Source organism: Bartonella doshiae NCTC 12862 = ATCC 700133 (assembly GCF_000278155.1).
Classification (GTDB): domain Bacteria; phylum Pseudomonadota; class Alphaproteobacteria; order Rhizobiales; family Rhizobiaceae; genus Bartonella; species Bartonella doshiae.
In genome coordinates, this window is sequence record NZ_JH725097.1 from 1 (window position 1) to 20,155 (window position 20,155).

General features: G+C 37.9%; 30 protein-coding genes and 1 pseudogene. 19 read left to right on the plus strand and 12 right to left on the minus strand.

All coding sequences use genetic code 11. The annotated features are described in order from the left end of the window. The 4 genes from MCS_RS06615 to MCS_RS06630 form a co-directional block, all read right to left on the minus strand. The coding region (locus MCS_RS06615; RefSeq protein WP_004856657.1) for an antA/AntB antirepressor family protein at window positions 1–612 on the minus strand (612 nt) is incomplete at its 3' end. 37 nt (window positions 613–649) lie between these two features. Then, window positions 650–1,054 (minus strand): hypothetical protein, encoded by a 405-nt coding sequence (locus tag MCS_RS06620; RefSeq protein ID WP_004856660.1) that lies wholly within the window; start codon window positions 1,052–1,054, stop codon window positions 650–652. Between the two features lie 408 nt (window positions 1,055–1,462). After that, entirely contained in the window at window positions 1,463–2,518 is a 1,056-nt protein-coding gene (locus tag MCS_RS06625) for a type I restriction endonuclease (RefSeq protein ID WP_004856661.1), read from the minus strand. A 19-nt stretch (window positions 2,519–2,537) separates the two neighbouring features. Next, the gene (locus MCS_RS06630; RefSeq protein ID WP_004856665.1) at window positions 2,538–3,191 is read right to left on the minus strand and encodes a LexA family protein; all 654 of its coding nucleotides are present in this window, start codon (window positions 3,189–3,191) and stop codon (window positions 2,538–2,540) included. 94 nt (window positions 3,192–3,285) lie between these two features. On the opposite strand from MCS_RS06630, the gene MCS_RS06635 reads away from it, so the two are divergent. From MCS_RS06635 to MCS_RS06645, 3 genes are all read left to right on the plus strand, one after another. Beyond that, complete coding sequence (locus tag MCS_RS06635; RefSeq protein ID WP_004856669.1) at window positions 3,286–3,561, plus strand: helix-turn-helix domain-containing protein; 276 nt, start codon at window positions 3,286–3,288, stop codon at window positions 3,559–3,561. A 99-nt stretch (window positions 3,562–3,660) separates the two neighbouring features. Beyond that, the gene (locus MCS_RS06640; protein ID WP_004856671.1) at window positions 3,661–4,026 is read left to right on the plus strand and encodes a hypothetical protein; all 366 of its coding nucleotides are present in this window, start codon (window positions 3,661–3,663) and stop codon (window positions 4,024–4,026) included. 149 nt (window positions 4,027–4,175) lie between these two features. Beyond that, window positions 4,176–4,613, plus strand: a complete 438-nt coding sequence (locus MCS_RS06645) for a hypothetical protein (RefSeq protein WP_004856675.1) — start codon at window positions 4,176–4,178, stop codon at window positions 4,611–4,613. Window position 4,614: 1 nt separating this feature from the next. Here the strand turns inward: MCS_RS06645 and MCS_RS06650 are convergent, their stop codons facing one another. Then, on the minus strand, window positions 4,615–5,487 hold the full coding sequence (locus tag MCS_RS06650; protein ID WP_004856678.1) for a hypothetical protein: 873 nt from the start codon (window positions 5,485–5,487) through the stop codon (window positions 4,615–4,617). Between the two features lie 29 nt (window positions 5,488–5,516). Here MCS_RS06650 and MCS_RS06655 point away from each other — a divergent pair, with 29 nt between their 5' ends. The 4 genes from MCS_RS06655 to MCS_RS06670 all read left to right on the plus strand — a co-directional run bounded on the left by MCS_RS06655 (window position 5,517) and on the right by MCS_RS06670 (window position 8,082). Further along, window positions 5,517–5,996, plus strand: coding sequence for a crossover junction endodeoxyribonuclease RuvC (locus MCS_RS06655; protein ID WP_004856681.1), 480 nt, complete (start codon window positions 5,517–5,519; stop codon window positions 5,994–5,996). Next, on the plus strand, window positions 5,986–7,167 hold the full coding sequence (locus tag MCS_RS06660) for a DUF1376 domain-containing protein (RefSeq protein WP_004856684.1): 1,182 nt from the start codon (window positions 5,986–5,988) through the stop codon (window positions 7,165–7,167). The genes MCS_RS06655 and MCS_RS06660 overlap by 11 nt, the downstream gene beginning before the upstream one ends. Beyond that, window positions 7,082–7,600 (plus strand): hypothetical protein, encoded by a 519-nt coding sequence (locus MCS_RS06665; RefSeq protein ID WP_035452307.1) that lies wholly within the window; start codon window positions 7,082–7,084, stop codon window positions 7,598–7,600. The genes MCS_RS06660 and MCS_RS06665 overlap by 86 nt, the downstream gene beginning before the upstream one ends. A 155-nt stretch (window positions 7,601–7,755) precedes the next feature. Further along, window positions 7,756–8,082 (plus strand): hypothetical protein, encoded by a 327-nt coding sequence (locus tag MCS_RS06670; protein ID WP_004856689.1) that lies wholly within the window; start codon window positions 7,756–7,758, stop codon window positions 8,080–8,082. 49 nt (window positions 8,083–8,131) lie between these two features. Here MCS_RS06670 and MCS_RS06675 read toward each other — a convergent pair whose 3' ends face one another. Both MCS_RS06675 and MCS_RS06680 read right to left on the minus strand, forming a co-directional pair. Next, window positions 8,132–8,425: a HigA family addiction module antitoxin gene (locus MCS_RS06675; RefSeq protein ID WP_004856691.1), complete on the minus strand. Its 294-nt coding sequence runs from the start codon at window positions 8,423–8,425 to the stop codon at window positions 8,132–8,134. A 16-nt stretch (window positions 8,426–8,441) separates the two neighbouring features. After that, window positions 8,442–8,723, minus strand: coding sequence for a type II toxin-antitoxin system RelE/ParE family toxin (locus tag MCS_RS06680; RefSeq protein WP_004856694.1), 282 nt, complete (start codon window positions 8,721–8,723; stop codon window positions 8,442–8,444). Between the two features lie 188 nt (window positions 8,724–8,911). Here MCS_RS06680 and ssb point away from each other — a divergent pair, with 188 nt between their 5' ends. Genes ssb through MCS_RS06690 form a run of 3 tightly spaced genes read left to right on the plus strand, consistent with a single transcriptional unit; the run spans window position 8,912 to window position 10,037 of the window. After that, window positions 8,912–9,358, plus strand: coding sequence for a single-stranded DNA-binding protein (gene ssb / locus MCS_RS06685; protein WP_004856695.1), 447 nt, complete (start codon window positions 8,912–8,914; stop codon window positions 9,356–9,358). After that, on the plus strand, window positions 9,355–9,483 hold the full coding sequence (locus MCS_RS08860; RefSeq protein ID WP_280641964.1) for a hypothetical protein: 129 nt from the start codon (window positions 9,355–9,357) through the stop codon (window positions 9,481–9,483). The genes ssb and MCS_RS08860 overlap by 4 nt, the downstream gene beginning before the upstream one ends. Before the next feature lie 11 nt (window positions 9,484–9,494). Further along, complete coding sequence (locus MCS_RS06690) at window positions 9,495–10,037, plus strand: hypothetical protein (protein ID WP_004856699.1); 543 nt, start codon at window positions 9,495–9,497, stop codon at window positions 10,035–10,037. 3 nt (window positions 10,038–10,040) lie between these two features. On the opposite strand, the gene MCS_RS06695 is transcribed toward MCS_RS06690, so the two are convergent. Both MCS_RS06695 and MCS_RS06700 read right to left on the minus strand, forming a co-directional pair. Next, window positions 10,041–10,463: a type II toxin-antitoxin system HicB family antitoxin gene (locus tag MCS_RS06695; protein ID WP_004856701.1), complete on the minus strand. Its 423-nt coding sequence runs from the start codon at window positions 10,461–10,463 to the stop codon at window positions 10,041–10,043. Window positions 10,464–10,483: 20 nt separating this feature from the next. Continuing rightward, window positions 10,484–10,666: a type II toxin-antitoxin system HicA family toxin gene (locus MCS_RS06700; RefSeq protein ID WP_004856704.1), complete on the minus strand. Its 183-nt coding sequence runs from the start codon at window positions 10,664–10,666 to the stop codon at window positions 10,484–10,486. A gap of 333 nt (window positions 10,667–10,999) precedes the next feature. Between MCS_RS06700 and MCS_RS06705 the strand changes: the two genes are divergently transcribed. From MCS_RS06705 to MCS_RS06735, 7 genes and pseudogenes are all read left to right on the plus strand, one after another. Next, on the plus strand, window positions 11,000–11,320 hold the full coding sequence (locus MCS_RS06705) for a hypothetical protein (protein WP_004856706.1): 321 nt from the start codon (window positions 11,000–11,002) through the stop codon (window positions 11,318–11,320). Window positions 11,321–11,323: 3 nt separating this feature from the next. After that, a complete protein-coding gene (locus MCS_RS06710) occupies window positions 11,324–11,908 on the plus strand; it encodes a hypothetical protein (RefSeq protein WP_024864293.1) in 585 nt (194 codons plus the stop codon). 419 nt (window positions 11,909–12,327) lie between these two features. After that, window positions 12,328–12,618 (plus strand): annotated as a pseudogene (locus tag MCS_RS08735) (phage antirepressor Ant); the annotation flags it as partial. A gap of 74 nt (window positions 12,619–12,692) precedes the next feature. After that, a complete protein-coding gene (locus MCS_RS06720) occupies window positions 12,693–13,409 on the plus strand; it encodes an enterotoxin A family protein (RefSeq protein ID WP_004856711.1) in 717 nt (238 codons plus the stop codon). A 370-nt stretch (window positions 13,410–13,779) separates the two neighbouring features. Beyond that, window positions 13,780–14,031 (plus strand): hypothetical protein, encoded by a 252-nt coding sequence (locus MCS_RS06725; protein WP_147290501.1) that lies wholly within the window; start codon window positions 13,780–13,782, stop codon window positions 14,029–14,031. A gap of 677 nt (window positions 14,032–14,708) precedes the next feature. Then, a complete protein-coding gene (locus tag MCS_RS06730; RefSeq protein WP_004856719.1) occupies window positions 14,709–15,464 on the plus strand; it encodes a phage antirepressor Ant in 756 nt (251 codons plus the stop codon). Beyond that, window positions 15,461–15,739, plus strand: a complete 279-nt coding sequence (locus MCS_RS06735) for a hypothetical protein (RefSeq protein WP_004856721.1) — start codon at window positions 15,461–15,463, stop codon at window positions 15,737–15,739. The genes MCS_RS06730 and MCS_RS06735 overlap by 4 nt, the downstream gene beginning before the upstream one ends. A 64-nt stretch (window positions 15,740–15,803) precedes the next feature. Here MCS_RS06735 and MCS_RS06740 read toward each other — a convergent pair whose 3' ends face one another. The 3 genes from MCS_RS06740 to MCS_RS06750 form a co-directional block, all read right to left on the minus strand. Further along, window positions 15,804–16,850 carry a Fic family protein gene (locus tag MCS_RS06740; RefSeq protein ID WP_004856725.1) on the minus strand — a complete coding sequence of 349 codons (1,047 nt, stop codon included), beginning with the start codon at window positions 16,848–16,850 and terminating at the stop codon, window positions 15,804–15,806. A gap of 162 nt (window positions 16,851–17,012) precedes the next feature. After that, window positions 17,013–17,318, minus strand: a complete 306-nt coding sequence (locus MCS_RS06745) for a BrnA antitoxin family protein (RefSeq protein WP_004856727.1) — start codon at window positions 17,316–17,318, stop codon at window positions 17,013–17,015. Then, window positions 17,296–17,562 carry a BrnT family toxin gene (locus tag MCS_RS06750; RefSeq protein ID WP_004856729.1) on the minus strand — a complete coding sequence of 89 codons (267 nt, stop codon included), beginning with the start codon at window positions 17,560–17,562 and terminating at the stop codon, window positions 17,296–17,298. Before MCS_RS06750 ends, MCS_RS06745 begins: the two co-directional genes overlap by 23 nt. An 84-nt stretch (window positions 17,563–17,646) precedes the next feature. On the opposite strand from MCS_RS06750, the gene MCS_RS06755 reads away from it, so the two are divergent. Beyond that, window positions 17,647–18,216: a hypothetical protein gene (locus tag MCS_RS06755; protein ID WP_004856730.1), complete on the plus strand. Its 570-nt coding sequence runs from the start codon at window positions 17,647–17,649 to the stop codon at window positions 18,214–18,216. Continuing rightward, the gene (locus MCS_RS06760; RefSeq protein WP_004856734.1) at window positions 18,206–20,152 is read left to right on the plus strand and encodes a phage terminase large subunit family protein; all 1,947 of its coding nucleotides are present in this window, start codon (window positions 18,206–18,208) and stop codon (window positions 20,150–20,152) included. The genes MCS_RS06755 and MCS_RS06760 overlap by 11 nt, the downstream gene beginning before the upstream one ends. Window positions 20,153–20,155 lie beyond the last annotated feature (3 nt).

The following is a 20,155-nucleotide window of genomic DNA, read 5'->3' on the forward strand; positions in this document are numbered from 1 at the left end:
CTTTTGGATTTTGTCTTGATAAGGAAGCAAATTTCCACCTGCTGCTCGTCTGTAAACCCAACCTTTTTGCTGTAAGAAGAGAATGAATTGCTTTGGTTGCATCTCGAGTATTTTAGCGGCTTCTGTAAGACCAAAGAGCCCATTATAACGCTGTAAATTTTCAAGAGCCATTGCTTTTGGTTTTAAATCTTCAATGATAGTATCTTTTTGATTTATTTGTCCTTGTAGGTAATTCAAAAAGCCAATCATCACTTGTGAACTTGAGTAATCGATTTGTGGTGTAACAACTTGTTTTACACGCCGCTCGCATTCAATGAAATATTGACGGGCTTCTTTACCTTTTTCATTACGCTCTAACATGGAAAGTTCTTTTGCCATGTCTAAGGTAAGGTGGTATTCCATGCTTGGACGCCCTCTTAAGGATTTCGCTAAAATTTTAGCGAAAATTATAAAATCTTGATTTTCTTGGAAATTATATTCTTTAATACGATTTTTAATCCAATCTCTAAAATTGGAATTAACTTCCAAAAATGCATGCAATTCACGAGCGTTGACCGTTTGAACGGTTTCGTGTTTGATTGTATTGTGCTGGATAGCAATAGGCTTTTCCATTACGAACCTCATATTGGTGGGATTGAAAGGGGCGCTTTTAAAAACGCACTATGTATGGTGAACAGTTGGGGATGACATCACATGGTTGCAAACGGTTCTGCTCTTCATAGGTACCAAACATCTCATCATTATATTTTTCTTCTGCGATATCGTCTAAAAGACTATGGTAAGCATCACTTTCATATACATAAGACTGCACTTTGCTGTCCTCATCGAGATCTTCGAAGTTTTCTTTTACATATGCTTCTGCAATTTCTTCAGAAATGTCTTCACAGTTCTTTTCAGAAAGATTGATGCGAAAGATTTGGATTACATCATCCGCTTCATTAACGATCCCTAAAACTTGGCTTTCATCAAGTGGACCTGACCGACCAATATGTTGATCATTATCGTAGACAACTAATAAAATCTCATCAGAATTAATAAGAATTGGCTTATCCATAATTTCCCCTCCCTAACGCCTCTTGGCAATTGTTTGTGTCAATGTAATTTAATCTACACCAGATCGGCTTTTGCTTCTTCGTGATATGTTGTTATAGAGGAATATACCGTAAAGGATTATTATAGTCAAGTCATTTTATGCTAAAATGGTTTTTTATAAATGAACTTTAATATTTATTACGAATCGGTTTGGGTATTGTAGCGTTCAGTGTAGAGGCATGATACTTCCTAGTATCCCGTAAAAAAATAAATCAGTTAGCTGTATTTGAAATTTATGTGCAGGAAAAATTGGGGCAGTGTGCAGACAGAGCCAATCGATGGGTAGATAACGCCGTAGTTTTTTTATAAAAACTGCGGACGAACAAAAAAACCCCGCTTCAGCGCGGCATACATAGGTTGTTAGAATATCTTATAAATATTTTTTTGCTGTTTCTCTTATTCTGTCTGCAAAATCATAAATATTATCTAGCGTTTCAATACCGACTTTTTCATCAATATCAGTATCGAAAAGGGCTAGTTGCTTACGTTTTCTGTTAAAGTGCAGTCGAACCAACGGCTTTCTGTTATTATTGTCAATTAAAATGGCGCAGTACGACTTTGCATCTCTGATAACAATACGGTCGGCAGAAATAACTTCACGCGCAATTGCCTTGACAATCATGAAGCCTTCAACTTCCTCTTCGGTCGTTATTATGACATGTTCATTACCAATAGATGTAGCAATATTATCTTGCTTGTCGGTTTCAGTTGTTGTTTGTAAAGCGCTAGAAAGCCGACTTTTTACCGCATCAGATATTACTTCGCGAAACGCATTTTTAGTAACACCTGTGAGCATTTCTAAGACATTAGCAGTCAGGCGCCCTTCATAAACATCCGCACAAGCAACACGAACAAAACCTTCGGACGGATTTTCTATTTCTTTTTGGATGTTTTGTTTTATTCCAGATACATATTTGAGCTGCTCGGCTGTCACCAATATATTTTCAATATTAAATGCTGAGCGTTCAAACTTTTTAAGCTCTGTAAGTACCACAGTATTGTATTCTATTACATCAAAAGTAAGGAATGGCCTATTATCGAGCTTGTTTGCAGCATCAAGATCTGTGTAAAAATGAAAAAATCGACCATTTGTCAAAATCGCGAATTTAGCATTCGTTACACTAAAGTATCGATATAATTGACTTAAATGCTTTGAACTCAATTCGCAAGATATCGGTTTGCACTCAAAAAGAATACGTATCTCACCGTCTATACGGATAGCATAGTCAACTTTTTCACCTTTTTTACCAACGGCATCAGCAGTAAACTCGGGAATGACTTCAAGTGGATCGAAAATATCATACCCAAGTGCGCGCAGAAAGGGTAAAACGACCGCTGTTTTGACCGCTTCTTCAGTTAACATAGTATCTGAATGATTTTTGACTTTATCAGCTATTATTTTTAAGCTCTCGTCTACTGTCCCCATTCCCGCTTCTCCTTTGTTTTCAGGGTTTTCTTAAAATCCAAAGAACTTTCCCAACTACACGAATCTCCTCTCCATCAGTTGCCCCATTTATTTTGATAGGTTCTTGATGATTGGGTTCAGTACTTTCAGGCCATAGTTCAAATCCACTAATAGTTTGACGTATACGTTTAGCTGTACGCTCAATCATTTGACCATTGAATCGGCTGCGTTCAACTATCACGAGATCGTTAGGTTCCACATTAATGCCGGCTTTTATTATGTCTACGCAAATAAGTTGATCACCATCACGAGCAATTTTGTTAAGGCAGTTGCCCTCGATTTTTAAAGCAAATTGAAAGTGAGCTGGGTATTTCGAGGTGCTGGGTACATATTCTATGTCATCAAATCCAAAATCCATATCTTCGACCGACATCCACGAGCTAGCAGCAACTTTTCCTATCACCGGTATCATTCCAATAGCATTAGATATGGGATGTATTTCCTCGTTTTCTGGGAAAAGAAGATTAAATGGCTTTACACCAAGATGTGGTGCTAACTTTTCCGCCCACTCTTTGGTTAATTTTCGCTCACCTTTTTCAAGCCGTTTTATTTGAGGTTGCGTGGTACCAGCTTTTTCAGCCAATTTCACCTGTGTGAGTCCCAAATCTTTCCTCAATTTTTTAATTATATGCATGCTCTAAACCTTACACCAAGACTGCTTATTTAACAAAGTCCATAAAGGTATTTTTTATTGACTAAAGCAGTCCTTTATGGTATTTATTTGAATTATGGAAAAATTGAAATCATATCTCACACGAAATAAACTATCTCAAGCCGAATTTGGGAAGCAAGTTGGCGTAGCACAGAGTACGATTAACAGGTATTTACGCGGCTTGCGGTTTCCTGAGCCTGAAATTGTCTTAAAGATTGAAAAGACAACCAATGGTATTGTTCGTCCCGTTGACTGGTATGTCGATTTATACCCAAGCCCCTCTCTTGAAGAGGTAGGCGTGCCACTGACTACAGCTGATAACAAACACCCACAGCATAATTCACACTCTTAAAGAAGAAAGATCATGAGAAACGGAATATTGAAGAAACTCTACACACGGATTTGTAGATTAATAGGTTGTAATACGAAAATTGAGAATGGAGATAGATTGGTGGAAGAATTTATACAAATACCGGATCGTGATTGTAGCGTAGAAGATCTTATAAAACGACATAGAACTCATACAAAAGTTCTTGCGAAACAAGAAGAATGGCATAAGTCACAATTTGATAATTGGATGAGATGGCATGAAGCAACTCTTGCAGAGCGAGATAAGTCAATTGAACAACAGCAAGTAGTACTTGAAAACCTATCCTCTTTAATTAAGCAAAAAAATGAAACGCTATACAGCCAAAGGCTAAAGTTAGCTTCACAGATGAAAGTTATTGATGAATTAAATAATAAAATCACTGAGTTAATCAACAAAAAAGAAGAACCGAGATTGATCGATTTTATTTTTGCAGGAGAAGTTTTTTAACTTGCGTCATTTGAGCCAAAAATGAGGATTGTTAATTAACAATGAATCATTGCGAGGTTCCTTTTTCAAAAACATTTTTGCAAGACAGACAATCACAACGCGCCCTGTCACAACAGCAGCATTTAGACTCTTAAAAAGAAAGATCAAAGATGATAGATGTCCCACAGATCACTATAAGTAAAGTCCAGTTGATCGACCTTGTTAATAAGATTGGACAGGAAGGCATATATTATGGTGTCCTTTCGCCTCAAGATGCATGTTTTGAGATAAGTATAGATCCCTCATCAACAGGTTGTTTTGTCTATATGCTGCATAGTATCTTTGTGCGTGATGATAGAAATTATTTTCCGTTATTTCCGTACGATGATTTTAATCAATGGTTTTCATCTGTGTTTACGCAAGCTTTTACAACTTGGTTTGATAATTATTTTTCTCAAGAGTTGTCATCTTTTTATCGCTTAAATGAGCTAATCTTATTTATAGCCTTAGTCAAAAATAGGCTTGATTTCTTAAGGGATAAACTCATCGAAAAAAGAGAAGAAGAAATCAAATTAATAAATGATGCGTGTAGTGTGCGTCTGAATTGAGTTAATCCACTTTTTTAAAGTCTATGAGGCTGGTTTGTGTTGTTACAGTCATTTTTGTTTCTGGTTGCAGTGGGGATGTATGGGTAATGATTAAAGTAACTTGGTCTTTTATATCTTCTTCACGTGCTGCTACAAAAATAAGGATTCTCGAAGGTTTGCCTTCTGAGGGAGCTACAGAAATATTAACATCGATTTCTGGTCCCGTTCGAAAATTCTTCGCTTTATCACAGAAGCCGCGTGATTTGTGTGACGTTGGCTTAGCATCAGGATTAACATATGGTGATTGCATTTGCTGCCATCTTGTTTCAGGTTTGTATATGATGCCATATCCAAGAATAAAGCGAGAACCATCTTTTAGCTTTATATTTAAAATATGGACGACAGTTTGTGCATTATTTTCTACCTTTAAGAAAAGAAGCGTCCACTTGTCCTTTGTTGGAAGATGCGGTCCAGTTGCATATATGGAAAGTGGCGGTCCTAAATCCTGTACTCTTTTGTTATCTAACAAAATTTTAATATGTTCCTCTGACCATTTGGCAAGATCTTTTGTCGATATCGCTTGCTCTTTAAGGGCTGTCGTCTGTTCTTGGCTTTCTGCAAATTGCTTGCTTATCCATTCCCTATCTTCTTCTCGTTTCTTTGCAGCTTTTTCTAAATCATCTTTGCGGATTTTGGTTGCTTCTTTACGGTCTTTATTTCTTAAAATAAGCGCTACAGAAAGCGACACAGCAAATGACACAAAACCTGTAAGAAATATCTTTATCCATTCTTGCATCTTTCCCCTCCCCACTTTTTTAGAATCGTTGGGAGGATACTTTTTCATAAACATTTTTTCAAGACAGGCAATCACAACACGCTCTGTCATAGCAAACATATAAATACGTAGAGCCTTAAGGGGGGATTATGATCACTAACGCACAAACCATTTTATGTCTTGATCTAGGGACCAAGACAGGCTGGGCGATATGCGGTGCGGATGGTCATATAACAAGCGATACAGAAGATTTTCAATCACGCCGTTTTGAAGGCGGTGGTATGCGTTATTTACGCTTTAAACGGTGGCTTATTGAACTAAAGAGGTCTGTTGATGAAATTGATGCGGTGTATTTTGAAGAGGTGCGCCGGCATATTGGTACGGATGCAGCGCATGTGTACGGTGGTTTATTAGGTCACTTAACGGCTTGGTGTGAACATCATCAGATACCATATGAAGGCATTCCTGTTGGCACCATTAAGAAGGCGACGACAGGAAAAGGCAACGCCTCAAAAGAAGAAATGATTAAGGCAGTGCGTACAAAAGGACACAATCCGAAAGACGACAACGAAGCAGATGCTTTAGCAATTTTATATTTAATGAAAGAAGGGGGTATATATGTCCAGTAAATTACCGTGGACGAGGCTTTTTGCAGATAGGTGGATTCTTGATCTTGCTTGTTTATCTCCCATTGAATGCAATGTTTATATAAAATTGCGTTTGCAAATGCTTTATACTGGAGAGCCGCTTTTAAATAACACAAAGGTCTGGGCTAATTACACTGGTTGTTCAGTAAAAATGTTTATGAAAGCGTTAGAAGTTTTAATAAGCACAGGTCATATCGAACGTTTAGACGATGGGTGTTTATGGAGTTTAAAAGTTGAAGAAGAACTCAATAACTCTAATGAAAGCTTAGATAAGGTATCGAAGACATCTCGGTCAAAGAAGTTATCAGAGAGAGCAAAGAAAGCAGCGCAGGCAAGATGGGATAAACATACAAATGATGCTTGTGATGATGCTAAAGCCTCTGAAAATCCTGATAAAAACGATGCTAAAGCCATGCTTAACGATGCTAAAGTTATTAAGCATGATGCTAACAGTATGCTTAAGGATGCTAAGCATGATGCTTACGACATGCTTAATGATGCCTATATATATAACATAAACAATAACACTAACATTAACAGTTATAATAAAAAAACTAAAACTATCGTTTTAGCAAAAAAAGAAATTGGTTCTGAAAGTTTAGAAACAAACGAACAGGTTGACGAACCAACAGAGGTTGCTGCTGTTGAGACTACATCAGAGCAAATCGCAACGGGTGTAGACAACCAACCTCCCATTCACGAGCAAGAGAACGTTCCAGAAAAAGCAAAACGAGCGAAAGCTAATCGCGGTTGTCGATTGCCTGCGGATTTTGAACCCGATTACGATTTTGCCATTGCAGAGGGCTTGCCTCCGGAGCGCGTGAAAGTCGAGATTGCAAAATTCCGAGATTATTGGCGTTCAAAAGCCGGAGCAAATGCAACCAAAATCGATTGGCAAGCAACATGGCGTAACTGGGTAAGAAATTCAAAAAATTACAAACAAGGAGAAAATTATGGAAAAGCAAGCATTGAACAAACAGGACAACAGCGCGGGTGGAATTATCGAGTTGCACAGCACATGTCCGATATCAAAAATTCAGATAGTGTTTACAAATTTTTATTCGAGGATGGAGAAAGAACCACCATTCCTTTGGAAAACGGGTCAAAAGCCCTCGATTGTAGAAGTGGAGAGAGTTACTTCATTAGTCAATAATGCGTTGAAAAAACTTGAAAAAAAAGCGAGCGAAGAGGAAATCCAAACGACGTATCTTGTCCTTTCAAGTGGTCTCAAAAGCCAATTGGGATCAGATGCAAAGTCAACAGCTCTTGCGTATCTTTACGCTCTTGAAGGTGTGAGCAGCTGGGCATTGCAAACGGCAACAAAGAACGCTTTAAAAGGCAAAGCAGAGGGATTAAATGCAACCTTTATGCCCTCAACAGCAGATTTTTATCGTTATTGCGAAAAGCTTGAAAGCGATATTCGCTTGCAAGCTAATCGTCTTCTAAAGAACCTTGAAAAGCCTGAGAGAACGGAAAAAGCACAAGAGGCACCGTTAACATCAGTCTGCTTGGAAAAGCTTCAAAGAGGTCTTGAAGAAATTTTAAAGGACATTGAAGGAAAACAGCAAAATAGTGAAAAGTGCTGATGGTTTTACGATTAGATACGCATTTAAATCGATAAAATGGCACCGTAGAGAGTGATTTAAAGATTTTATGTAACTTAAAACATTAGGAATTAAACAGCTCTGTACGGTCAAATTTGAGACAAATAGACCAGTTGGTAAAATTATGGACTAAAAGCATGAGAATATTAAAAGATCTGTTCTTAAAAAACCATAAACAGCCAATGCAAAAAAAGTTTGTTGCAACAGCTGTTGGTTATGTCCCTTGGGGAGACGGAGCGGCCGAGTATTTTTACAACCTCTACGAATATCCTGATGGCACAAGAGAGTGTGAAAAGTTTGATGGTGGACAGTATTACGATACACCAAAAGGAGCAGATTTTAGTACCAAAGCGCAAGTGAAGGCGTGGGTTTATGGTGGTAATGTTCCTAAAAGCGTTCTCAATTACGAACCCCTCATAGATGAGATCAATAAAGGCGTAAAAAAACTATCAGAAGTTGCTTGATTTTAAAGAACATGACCTCTAGGTGTGAAGAAAAATGGACTAAGTATTTTTAAAGATGCCCTACTTGCTCTAAAGGTGAAATATGTGGGATTGGGCTGTTATGCCGAGCTTGCCACAAATCATGTTTTTGTTGCAATTTAAGCCAGAATTCCGCATCATTTAAACCCGCTTTTTCTAACCGTAAAGCTAAATTAATGCTAATCGCCGCATGGCAGTTTAAGACGCGGGATAAAGTTAAACGTGCAACGCCAAGACGATTTGCAGCTTCTGTTACTGTTAACCCTAATTCATCAAGCAATTCTTCTTTCAAAATGCCGCCAGGGTGTGGAGGATTGTACATCATAATAACACCTCAAAACTCAATGGTAATCTTGATAATCAACCAGTTCAACGTCTGTCCCAATGAAACGAAAAGTAACACGCCAATTTGCATTAACACGCATTGACCAGTAACCTTTTAAATCGCCTGTAAGCGCATGTAGACGATACGATTTAAGAGTAACTTGTTCAGGCGCGGATATTGTATCTAAAATTACTAAAATGTTTGCTAATTTTTTAGCATGCGCGGGTTGTATGCCTTTGCAGACTCCTCTTTCAAAGAATAATTTCAACCCTTTATGCTTAAAACTAACGATTGCCATATATACCCTCTTGATACTTGATACTATACACCATGCATTTATGTCAATCGATATTTATCAAAGAGCGCTTTAAGACATAATTTTATATGTTAAAAAACAATAATATCATTTTGAAATAATTGAAAAAATATGCAAATCATGCTAAGATTTTCTATGTATTAAAATACAAATTTAAGGTAAGAAAAAACATGCTAAATAAAGTGATGTTAATCGGACGCCTTGGTGCTGATCCCGAAAGCAAAACAATGACTTCTGGAGCTGAGGTGGTCAATTTTCGTATGGCAACTTCTGAGAGCTATACAGATAAAAATACCCATCAAAAAGTAGAGAAAACAGAATGGCATTCCATTGTGGTTTTTAATCCACATTTGGCAAAAATTGCACTTCAGTATCTCAACAAAGGTTCAAAAGTTTATGTAGAAGGCAAATTACAGACACGCAAATGGCAAGATAAAAATGGCGGTGAACATTATACAACAGAGATTGTCTTACCACAATTTAAAGGCGAATTATATTTGCTTGATAGCAAGAAAGAGCAATCTGCATCCTCTTCACCTATCACTGCTCAAAGTTATGCTGTTGCTTCAGGTGCTGCTGATCGTAGTGCATCTCTTAATGACAGCATACCATTTTGATTGATAACGGTATGCTGTCATTAAGAGATGCATCCTCTTCACCTATCACTGCTCAAAGTTATGCTGTTGCTTCAGGTGCTAAAGATTATAGCGCACTCATTAACAATGATAGCATACCATTCTGATTGAAAAAAATATGACAAAAAGAAAAAAACGTGCAAAACGTGGTCGTCCACGGATTAACGGATGTATCAGAGAACCAAATGGACGCATCTCACGAGCAAAAACACCGCATGAACGCATGGATAAATTGGCAATTGAAATGCGTGCTAAGCGCTTTGGTTTGACCATAGAAGAGGCTAAAAATCCGCTTTCCGGCACCTATATCGGGCGGCTTTATTTGCAAGGCGAACTCAATCAAGACCAATATGATGCTGCACAAAAATATCTTGAAGTGAGAAACAATTATCTATGTGCAAAAGCCTTGCCTAGTGCTATTTATGATGAAATGCCTAAAACTTCTGATAACGGAGCAAGAGAGAAATGGGTACAGATAGCAACAGAACATCTTGTAGCTGTAAAAGGTGTTGTTCAAGAAGCGCAGTGTTTACACCGTCAATATAACCTTCATGCCGCATTACAGTATCTTGTTATAGAAGATCAATCACTACCACATCTTGTGCTTTCATTGCGTATTGTTCTTAATGTGCTTTATAAGCATTTTACGCAAAACCGGTAGTTTTCAAGCGGCATCTTGGATATTAATGGCAACCTCTTTTCCAAGAGCAATGAGAGTGGACTCTAAAGTATCTAATTTGCTTGAGTGGTTTAAATCCAACAATCGGTCAATTTGTATTGGATGAAGTTTTAAAAGACGTACGAGATCAGCTTTGCGTAAGTTTTTTTCAATCATAGCGTTATGTATTGCAATTTTTAAAGTCACCAATGAAGATACTTCAACAAAAGGATAGGCAATATCACGATGTCCAAAGGGAATAGGTTCACGATCTTGAAAACGCTCCATAATAACTGTTAAAAGCGCGTTTTTAGCGTGTTCCAAAGCTTCTTTTTCGTCGTTACCGTAGGTAATAAATTCCTGAAAATCTTTGGAGACAACAAGAAGAGTATCATTGTCATCTTTGATAAATTTAATTGCATATTTCATTTACATCTCCATATTCAGGCTTATCTTAGGTCAAGATCTTTAAGAATCTTCTGGACTAATCCTGTTCCTAATTCTTTTCGCGTACCATGCATAGGTAAAACAGATTTTTTAGAACCACGCTTTACAAGCAAATGACCACCTTTCCCTGAGGTGAAAGTACAACCATGCTTTATAAGATATCTTTTCAATTCTTGGCTATTCATTATAATAATATAACATCTAAAATGTTTCAATGCAACATAAATGTTGTGCTAAAGAGAAATAAAGGACATCTTTTAAAAGACCACATTTTGATCAAAAAAATAAAAAACACAATATATTGATTTTTCTGTTGACAGTATGTGAAAAATCGTATTTAATGACACCACTGCATTAGTCTTATTGCGTCTAAAATTCAAAAATATCCCCTAAAATTCAGTAAAATGTGAACTTGAAACGTGGCTAGAAAGCCCTGTTTTCTGGGTAATTCCGGCTAATCTATTTTTCAAATAACAAAAATCATTAATGGACTAATTTATGACTCGAAAGGAGCAATGATGAAAGCTGTCATCACTAAACCAATGTGTGTGGTTGGAGACAATAAAAGCACTGTTCGCTTTGAACCATCAACATCCAATAATCCATTTGTTGAAGTTTCTAATCAGGTCTATGCACGTCTCAAGCGCGCCAATGCGGCAAAACCTTTTGTTGACGTTAAAACAACAGCAAAACCTGAAAAGGCAGTTGAACAGATTAAGCAGATAGAACAAGAAGTCGTACAAACATCATCTGAATCAGCAATAGAAGAAATTTCACTCGAACAGCCCAAAGCATCTAAAGTTTCTAAGTCATCAACACCTACCCCAAAAAAGGCTTAGAAGTTGAAGTTAATCATCCACCAAAAATGGTATCTTCAACAGGTGAAGGATACCTTCACCAATCTTCAAGCACCACGCCTTAATTGGGCTTTGCGTAATGCTGTAAACACCGCAGCAAAACAAGTCGAACGCTTTGCAGAAAAACAAATTGCCGATGTTACATCAGCCCAATCAAAGCGTGTCAAAAAAGGCGTTTATATTAAAGAAAAGGCTACAGCAAAGCTTCTCGAGACAGATATCATTGGTTCTGGAACACCTATACCTCTTAAATTTTTTCAAGCAAAAGAAACAAAACGCGGTGTAACTTACAAAATGTTTGGAAAAAAAGAAATCTTACCCCATGCTTTTATCAAAGGTGGGAGTTTTCCAAAGCGTGTTGAATTAAAAAAGCTGAATGGGAATGTTTTTCAAAGAGCAGACGGAGATCAATTCCCTATTGCAAAACAAGAAGGACCCTCAATTGCTGGAGTGATGTCCAAGCCAGAAATTGCAAGTGCTATTATAAAAAAAGCCAATAAGAGATTAATTGCCAATATACAGTACCAACTTGCTCGTCAAGAATATGCCGCCAATAAGAAAGCTAAATAATGTTCTTAAGCTATGTCAACACACTACTCACTTTAATTGTAATTTTTAAAGCAAATTATCACTTATGCTTTGGTTCTTTCCATAAAAAATACAATAAAATCAATGCAAAAGGTACTTCCCGGCGGGTTGGGTCTGTTGCGGGGCAGGACAGCGCAAACTATCGCTAGCGACAGAATTTTCAAATCGACTGTACATTGTACACTTAACTCATTGATAAATAACAATTTCAATATGTACACTGTACAGTATGCGATTATTTTTTAGAAAAAGATTACATTGCCGCTTGACAATATGGCGGCAATATGAATTTGAAGAGATAAATGATTTTATAAAAACACAAGATTTGCGGTCCTCAAAATTGGGGAGCGCAAAATCTGGAGCTGTTACAGCAATTAATCATCAAGTCTCGCTCTAGATAGCTTTCCCTGATTGAACGCAATGAAATAAAGACACCAAGGTCGTCACTATTTCATTGAGTGTGAAAAAAAATTAAGAAGCGAATTTGTTAATTATGATAATGACGTACGCTTTGATTTACCAAACCATTGGAAATGGCATGAATCCTACTGAAAAAGCTTTATATCTTTTAGTTCCTATCCATGTTCGTCTTAATCTATTCCTCCAGAGTAAACGAAGAAAACAGGAAATATAAAGCCTTAATTGAAGAAGCAAAGCAGTTTTTAACAAGATCTATAGTAAAAGCTGCTTAGTTTAAAACATGATCTTATCTTCTCCATTTTCAGCACAGAAAAGATGTTAATTTAAGTAATGAGATTAGAAAAAAATGTTTAAATTATTTATTACTATAATAATTGTTGTGTTTTCACAGCATGTCTTTGCCAATGACAATGATAATAATACAGTTTATCGAGCGGTTATGCAGTCTCCTAAAGAAGTAAAACGTGATGGCGGTTTCCTACCACGAGGGATGGATGGAACACGGCCTAATCAACCTCCACCAGATATAAGTTTATGGAATCATGTACATGGAACTGCAACAGGAATGTCACGCTATAATTCTGGCTATGTATCTACAACAAGATACTACCCTATTGCAGCTAATTGGGTATATGATTACCTTAATCATGATGGTTATATTTATCATATCAGAGTTACCCCTAATTTCATTGATGTTAATGCATCGTTAGGGAGATTTTCTCCATATGAACATGAGCGAGAAGTCGCTGCATTGGGTGTAATTCACTGGGAACAAATTATTGGGTGGCAAAGATCGAGCGGGGGAGTTGTTGGTCCATTTGTTCGGAATCCAGATTACAGAGAGCAATTATATGCGGGCCTTACATCAGGAGGAGCTCAACCGCAGCTAGCCGCTTTCCCTGTTGAACATCAAGCTTGGAATCTAGTGCCATGGGTTACATATGCTCACTGCCAGTTAAGATCATCCTGTTCCCCCATAAAATCAGCACAGATTTTTGGAACGGAGTGGTTTTGGAAATCTTATTACACTATACTTGCAACACCATTTATTTATCTTGATTAAAATAAGATTACAAACATATCTACTTATACCGTAAATTATATATTTTATAATAACACATAAATAAAAAGAATAATCTTATTATTCATATTGTAAAGCCTCGTTCTTTAGGGCGTAAATATAAAAATAAATACTATAAACCATTGGATGTAGGACTTGCTGCCCATAGAACCGCCTATAAAGTGGATTACATAAGCAATCAGCAGTAGGAACTCACCGAAAAAAGCCAATCTACTTATATATTAAAGATCCCAAAAATCTTTATCCTTTAGGGTAAGGATGATATTAAATTCTACTAATTTAAATTTTAAAGGAGAAAACAATTATGAAAATTAAAGAAAAAATACTTCTACCCTTGATAATGATAATATCAATGATAAAACCCTCCATCGCTGGACCTTATGTAGAAGAGGGTCATATAGATTTGGTTACAATGAATATGAGTACATATTACTGTACTTTACGAATTAATGGACAGTTAGGGAATTGGTACTGTAATAACATTGCTGGAAAAGCCATGTTTGATTTGGCTAAAATAGCTCACATTCTGAATAAGCCAGCAAAAGTAACATTTATGAGCGGTTTTGTTGAATCGAAAGATATATTAGACATTACTCTAGAATAACGTCAATATAAATTTTACGTGTACCGCTATCCCTGCAAATACTTTAGATATTATTTTCCTCTACGCTATAGTAAAAAAATGAGTTTACAGGTAGAAACTATTTTTTCACAAACATAGTTTTTACTGCTTGACAATATGGCAATAATGTATCTATTGTTGAATCAGGTGCCTAAGAAACACCTTAAACACATAGCGGATAGATTGCCGAAACAATCTTTTCACCGCCAATTAAAAACTTTGACTCGTTGTATGCTACAAGCATATAATGATATTGTCGGGTGTGGTTATGCTATACAATACCCTTTTGGGAAAGGCGTAACGACGGGCTATGTGCCGTGTTTCTTAGCACCCGGCATTCAGAGATGAAATTAGCAAAAATATCAAAAAATTATCAGAAGCTACTTGACAATGTAGCGACAATATGAATAATCGAATCAGGTGCCTCAAAAACACCTTAAACCATAAGCGGATTGGTTACCGAAATAATCAGTCTTCTATACATTAAAGACTTTGACTCATTATATGCTACATGCGTATAATAATATCTGTCGGGTGTGGTTACGCTATACAATACCCTTGCGGGGAAAGTGTAACGACGGACTTATGGCCGTGTTTTTGAGCACCCGGCACTCTTCTTAGAGTGTCAATCAAAAACATCTAACCATAAGGAATTCATTATGAATACTCTTATAGAAATTAGAGAACAGGTTATTGATCAGGAAACTGTTCAAACTGTTAACGCTCGTGATTTGCATGCGTTTTTAGAAGTAGGTAAAGATTTCTCTACTTGGATTAAATATCGCATCAACAAATATAATTTATTAGAAAATCAGGATTATTTAGTTTTCACCAATTTTGGGGAAAACCTCCAAGGCGGTCGTCCCTCTAAAGATTATCATCTAACTTTAAGTGTAGCAAAAGAACTCTCTATGCTTGAGAATAATAAGAAAGGTAGAGAAGCTCGTTTATACTTTATCAAATGTGAACGGCTTTTAAAACAAGTAGCAACCCCACAGATAGCAACACCACAAGTTGACTACTCCAAGCCCGAAGCATTACTTGGTGTTTTGAATCACTTACAAAATCAAATCGAACAGAAAGATCATGTTATTGCAGAATTAGTACCAAAAGCAAAAGCTTTGGATGGTTTAAAGCGCTCTGATGGTTTGTTTGGCTTAATTGAAGCAGCAAAGATGTTAGAGGTAAGACCTAAGGATTTAACCAATTACTTGCGTAAACATGATTGGGTCTATCGACGTGCTCCAGGAGCGCCTCTGTTACCTTATCAGGATAAGATAAAGAAAGGATTCATGGATTGCCCTGCGATTACCATTCAAAGACCGGATGGAACAGAAAAGGTGCTGCCTTCAACAAAAATTACACCAAAAGGATTGGCATGTTTAAGAGAACAAATCCATGGAGGTGTACAATGAAGGTAGATACCAATTTTTTATGCGATTTGTGGATGGCATTATCTCAATTTTCTAATCATCAAAGCGTTGGATATGGGGATTGTAATGCGCTGGTTCAGGTCATGGGCATGATAGAAAAAGTATTGATTTTAAAACTTCAAGATGAGTTGCCGAATGCACTCAAGATTCTAGCAATTCTTACAGATTTTGGATATTCAGAATTTCCTACAGTTATGGTGCCTTTATTGAAAGCTTACGAACCAAATTTGGAGTCTCCCATTAAAAAGGTTGCTTAACTTAAAAAACACAACTCCCCTTCCCGTTCTCAAAAATGGGGAGGTGGTTAAGAAGGCAATAAAATTAAGGTGCACTATACCAAGTTGATCGTCCACCACCATGACGTATCAAAAGACCTTTTTCAACTAATGATGTAAAGGTTACTTTAAGTGTATTAGGGCTTGCACCAACCTCACGCACCATATCGCGGGTTGTAACACGTCCGTGATTACGCACATAATCAAGAATATTAAGAGCCAATTCAGATAAGGAAAAAAGAGCATTTTTTTCACTCTCTATTTTTATTTCTAATTGGCGTTTTTGTTTTTGTAGAGCACGTAAAAAAAAGAGTATCCAAGGTTCCCAATTGGGTGTTTTAGTATAAATTGTTTTTTGAGTTTGATTCAGAGATAAGTAATAGCTTTCTTTATTATTCTCAATAATGCTTTCAAGTGATGAATATGGTACATAAACATAACCTTTTTGTAACAAAAGAAGGGTGGTTAAGATACGGCTTAAACGTCCATTTCCATCTTGAAAAGGATGAATAGCTAAAAATGTGACATTAAAAATACCAATCGTAAGTAAGGGGTGAAGATCCTTTAATTCATTGGTTTTATTGAACCAAGTAATAAGCTCTTGCATTCGGTATGGTGTATCAAATGGTGTAGCTGTTTCAAAAACAATGCCAACCATTTTCCCTTGAGAATTAAATGCTGCTACATCATTGCGTAAAGTCTTATATTCACCTCGATGTCGTTGATCTTTCTCACTATTATACAAAAGATCACGATGAAGTTGTTTAATATGATTTTCAGTAATAGAAATATCACTCCAAGATTGAAAGATTGTTTCCATAACCTTGGCATAGCCGATAACTTCTTGTTCATCACGACTCTTGAAGCGTTTAATTTCTAAGTTTACCAAAAGCTGTTCGATTTCGCGGTCTGTTAACTTACTCCCTTCAATGCGTGTAGAAGATCCAATACTTTCAACAGTAGCAATATGGCGAAGGGCGTTCAATCGCTCAGGTGCAAGAGTACCAAGGGCACGCCATGCGCCTTTGAACTCATCAATCTCAGTAATGAGAGACAACAATTCTTGTGTAATTTCGAGTGTATCTGTTTTCATACCGGAATATATACCCGATTATACCCGATTGTCAATCATTCGTAACACCGTAAACTCTTACTTCTTATAGCAGAGAAGTAAAGCTAGGAGAAATTATGAATAAGAAATCTCGAAAAGGTCTATCGCTTCGTGCGTTTGCAAAAAAGAACGGAGGTGGTTGGTTTAGCTACCGCTTACTTTTTTTAAAGCTTCACTCATACGTGTGCGCCAATCTTTTCCTTGTTTTTTAAAAGAAGCAATAACGTTTGGGTCAAGGCGTAGAGTAACCGCTTGTTTAGGAGATTCAACGGGTGGACGCCCGCGTTTACGGCGTTCTTCTGTTACATACTTAAAAAAGGAGGCTGGTAAAACGTCTTTAGCTGGCTTTAAGCGTGCAAGTTCTTCATCTGTTAGTGGTGGGGAATCCACAGCGTCCCAATCTTCTTTTGTGTAGCCACATCCTGTTTCAAAGGTTTTTTTGATAGTCATTGAAAACCTCTCTTTCTTTTTTATTCGCTTGACGAAAACTGATAATGGATATCGCTTCATTGCCAAGCTTTGCAAAAACAATAACTGTTGTGCCATCAGCAAAATGTCCAATAGCCTTCATGCGGTTTGAATGTGTTGCATCAATAAGAGCATGTTCCCAGTCAAAGTAAATAACATCAGCAAAATCAAGCTTATGTTTATCAATGTTTAAAGCTCTTTTTGGTTCATCCCACACTATCTTCATATATTTTATGTACACGAAAAATAAAACCTTGTCAATAATTAAAGTGTACAATAATTCGTATATACCATTCAAAATGGAGCAACTATGAATAAGAAAACGCGTAAGGGTCTATCGGTTCGTGCGTTTGCAAAAAAGATGGGTGTTTCACATAATGCGGTGGTTTCTCGGATAAAGACAGGTAAATTTGATGAGGCTCTTTTTGAAGATGGTTCTGTCAATGAAGCCCTTGCCACAAGCATCTGGAATGAGAATCCAACAAAGCGCCCTGCTTCACTTTTAGCGCCTGATGGAAAGGTGCGGACAAAGATCAAACAAACCTCCACAGATGGAGCCAATGAATACAAGATAAAACTGGAGCGGATGCAAGTTGCGCTAGCAAAAGAAAAGATTGCTCTGGAAAAGTTACGCGAAACAACTGTCGATCGTGAAGAAGTGAGAAAAGAAGCATGGAACTTTGGAAGAGCGCATCGAGATACAATGCTCAATTTTGCCTATCGCTTTGGTGCTGAAATTGCGGCGCAAGTGGGATGTGATGCTGCGAGCCTTATTGGAGCTATCGATCATCATATGCGCAAAGCTTTAATGGAAAATGTCGTCCCTATTTCTTTTCACGATCCCAACATTTTAGAAGAGAATCCAGAACATGACAAATGATGCTTCGCCCTCGTCCTCTGGTGCTGGGCTCTTTTTCTGCTATGCGAATGAAGGACGCCGTCCTGACCCGCCTTATACTGTTTCCCAGTGGGCTGATAAAAATCGTTATTTGAGCACAGTTACGAGTGCTGAGCCTGGATTATGGAGGACTATACGTACTCCCTATTTACGAGAGATCATGGATAATCTTTCTGTTTATGATCCGACTGAAACAACCATTGTGATGAAAGGGGCACAGGTTGGAATGTCGGAAGCAGCGTTGAACTTTTGTGGTTATGCCATTCATCATAGTCCAGGACCGGCACTGTATGTGATGCCGACAGTTGAGACAGCTAAGAAACTGTCAAAGTCTCGTCTTGATCCTATGATTTCAGCTAGCCCTGCTTTAAGTGAACGCATTGCCCCTGCTCGTGCACGAGACAGTGGAAATACAATGTTTTCAAAGGAATTTTATGGGGGAACATTGATGATTACAGGAGCAAATAGTGCTGCTGGATTGCGTTCTTCTCCTATTCGCTATTTGGTTTTGGATGAAGTCGATGCTTACCCATTGAATGTCGATAATGAAGGCGATCCTGTAACAATTGCTGAAAAACGAACCTCTGCTTTTATTCAACGTAAAATTTTTAAATTGTCCACGCCGACACACCGTGACACAAGCCGTATCGCCAAGGATTTTGTGCTAGGAGACCAGCGATATTACAATGTTCCTTGTGATGCGTGTGGTACGCTACAACCGATTGTTTGGTCACAAATCAAGTGGCCAAAAGGCGCCCCCGAAAAAGCTGTTTTTGTTTGTGCGCATTGTGGTCATGAACATGCCGAACATCGTAAGTCCACCTTAATGGCAGAAGAAAACGGTGCTTGCTGGATCGCAACACAGGAGTCAAGTAAGCCTCGTCTGCGTTCTTACCATATTTCAGCGCTTTATTCGCCATGGCTGACTTGGGGCGATTGTGCGCGCGAATTTTTAAGAGCCAAAGAAGACCCTGCTCTTTTGCAAGTTTTTATTAACACAGTTCTTGGAGAGCCATGGGAGGACAGAACCGGCGAAGTTGTTGACCCTGATAGCCTCTATGCAAAACGTGAAGATTATCCATTGGCACCAGAACAAGCCGTGTTGTTGACAGCGGGTATTGATGTGCAAAATGACCGGTTAGAACTTGAAGTGGTGGGATGGGGACGCAGTGAAGAAAGCTGGCATATTGATTATCACGTCATTCCTGGTGATCCCTCTTCTTTTGAAGTGTGGGACCAGCTGGATGAATATCTTACAAGACGCTGGCCACATCCAGGCTATAAAGATGGCATCAAGATAACGGCTGCTTGTATTGATACCGGTGGTGGACACACACAAGCGGTTTATAATTACGTGCGCCCCCGTGAAGGGCGGCGTATCTGGGGAATTAAGGGGCAAGCGGGATGGCGTGCGGTATGGCCGCGCCGTCCAAGTAGAAACAACAAGGGGCAGATTAATCTCTATATTGTTGGTGTTGATGCAGCAAAAGATATTATCACGGCACGGTTTAAAAAATCCGGTCCTGAAGCATCGGGTGCTGGTGCAACACACTTTCACAAAAACCTTGATCGGGAATATTTTGATCAGCTAACCGCTGAAAGAAAAGTCATCAAATATTTTAAAGGCTTCAAGCGCATTGAATGGCAAAAAAGCGAAAAAGCAAGAAATGAAGCCTTGGACTGTAGGGTTTATGCTTATGCTGCTTTACAAGGTCTGATTTCGGCAGGAATAAACCTTAATCGAGAAGTCGATATCTTAGAAGAGCGTTTGGAAAAACTTAAAATTGAGGGCTCTTTAGAGCAGCCAACACCAAGACATTCCCCCTCTCCTGCTCCAAGAAGATCTCAGATAGCACAGCCTCAAAAGAAGCCATTCAGAACAATGATGAATCCTTATATGCAAGAGGATTGGAGGTAATTT

Excerpts from the sequence above, each read along its gene's own strand:
- MCS_RS06620 (WP_004856660.1), bottom strand. The coding sequence starts at position 1,054 with ATGGATAAGCCAATTCTTATTAATTCTGATGAGATTTTATTAGTTGTC.
- MCS_RS06625 (WP_004856661.1), bottom strand. The coding sequence starts at position 2,518 with ATGGGGACAGTAGACGAGAGCTTAAAAATAATAGCTGATAAAGTCAAA.
- MCS_RS06630 (WP_004856665.1), bottom strand. The coding sequence starts at position 3,191 with ATGCATATAATTAAAAAATTGAGGAAAGATTTGGGACTCACACAGGTG.
- MCS_RS06635 (WP_004856669.1), top strand. The coding sequence starts at position 3,286 with ATGGAAAAATTGAAATCATATCTCACACGAAATAAACTATCTCAAGCC.
- MCS_RS06645 (WP_004856675.1), top strand. The coding sequence starts at position 4,176 with ATGATAGATGTCCCACAGATCACTATAAGTAAAGTCCAGTTGATCGAC.
- MCS_RS06650 (WP_004856678.1), bottom strand. The coding sequence starts at position 5,487 with ATGTTTGCTATGACAGAGCGTGTTGTGATTGCCTGTCTTGAAAAAATG.
- MCS_RS06655 (WP_004856681.1), top strand. The coding sequence starts at position 5,517 with ATGATCACTAACGCACAAACCATTTTATGTCTTGATCTAGGGACCAAG.
- MCS_RS06660 (WP_004856684.1), top strand. The coding sequence starts at position 5,986 with ATGTCCAGTAAATTACCGTGGACGAGGCTTTTTGCAGATAGGTGGATT.
- MCS_RS06665 (WP_035452307.1), top strand. The coding sequence starts at position 7,082 with ATGGAGAAAGAACCACCATTCCTTTGGAAAACGGGTCAAAAGCCCTCG.
- MCS_RS06670 (WP_004856689.1), top strand. The coding sequence starts at position 7,756 with ATGAGAATATTAAAAGATCTGTTCTTAAAAAACCATAAACAGCCAATG.
- MCS_RS06675 (WP_004856691.1), bottom strand. The coding sequence starts at position 8,425 with ATGATGTACAATCCTCCACACCCTGGCGGCATTTTGAAAGAAGAATTG.
- MCS_RS06680 (WP_004856694.1), bottom strand. The coding sequence starts at position 8,723 with ATGGCAATCGTTAGTTTTAAGCATAAAGGGTTGAAATTATTCTTTGAA.
- ssb (WP_004856695.1), top strand. The coding sequence starts at position 8,912 with ATGCTAAATAAAGTGATGTTAATCGGACGCCTTGGTGCTGATCCCGAA.
- MCS_RS06690 (WP_004856699.1), top strand. The coding sequence starts at position 9,495 with ATGACAAAAAGAAAAAAACGTGCAAAACGTGGTCGTCCACGGATTAAC.
- MCS_RS06695 (WP_004856701.1), bottom strand. The coding sequence starts at position 10,463 with ATGAAATATGCAATTAAATTTATCAAAGATGACAATGATACTCTTCTT.
- MCS_RS06700 (WP_004856704.1), bottom strand. The coding sequence starts at position 10,666 with ATGAATAGCCAAGAATTGAAAAGATATCTTATAAAGCATGGTTGTACT.
- MCS_RS06705 (WP_004856706.1), top strand. The coding sequence starts at position 11,000 with ATGAAAGCTGTCATCACTAAACCAATGTGTGTGGTTGGAGACAATAAA.
- MCS_RS06720 (WP_004856711.1), top strand. The coding sequence starts at position 12,693 with ATGTTTAAATTATTTATTACTATAATAATTGTTGTGTTTTCACAGCAT.
- MCS_RS06725 (WP_147290501.1), top strand. The coding sequence starts at position 13,780 with ATGATAAAACCCTCCATCGCTGGACCTTATGTAGAAGAGGGTCATATA.
- MCS_RS06730 (WP_004856719.1), top strand. The coding sequence starts at position 14,709 with ATGAATACTCTTATAGAAATTAGAGAACAGGTTATTGATCAGGAAACT.
- MCS_RS06735 (WP_004856721.1), top strand. The coding sequence starts at position 15,461 with ATGAAGGTAGATACCAATTTTTTATGCGATTTGTGGATGGCATTATCT.
- MCS_RS06740 (WP_004856725.1), bottom strand. The coding sequence starts at position 16,850 with ATGAAAACAGATACACTCGAAATTACACAAGAATTGTTGTCTCTCATT.
- MCS_RS06745 (WP_004856727.1), bottom strand. The coding sequence starts at position 17,318 with ATGACTATCAAAAAAACCTTTGAAACAGGATGTGGCTACACAAAAGAA.
- MCS_RS06750 (WP_004856729.1), bottom strand. The coding sequence starts at position 17,562 with ATGAAGATAGTGTGGGATGAACCAAAAAGAGCTTTAAACATTGATAAA.
- MCS_RS06755 (WP_004856730.1), top strand. The coding sequence starts at position 17,647 with ATGAATAAGAAAACGCGTAAGGGTCTATCGGTTCGTGCGTTTGCAAAA.
- MCS_RS06760 (WP_004856734.1), top strand. The coding sequence starts at position 18,206 with ATGACAAATGATGCTTCGCCCTCGTCCTCTGGTGCTGGGCTCTTTTTC.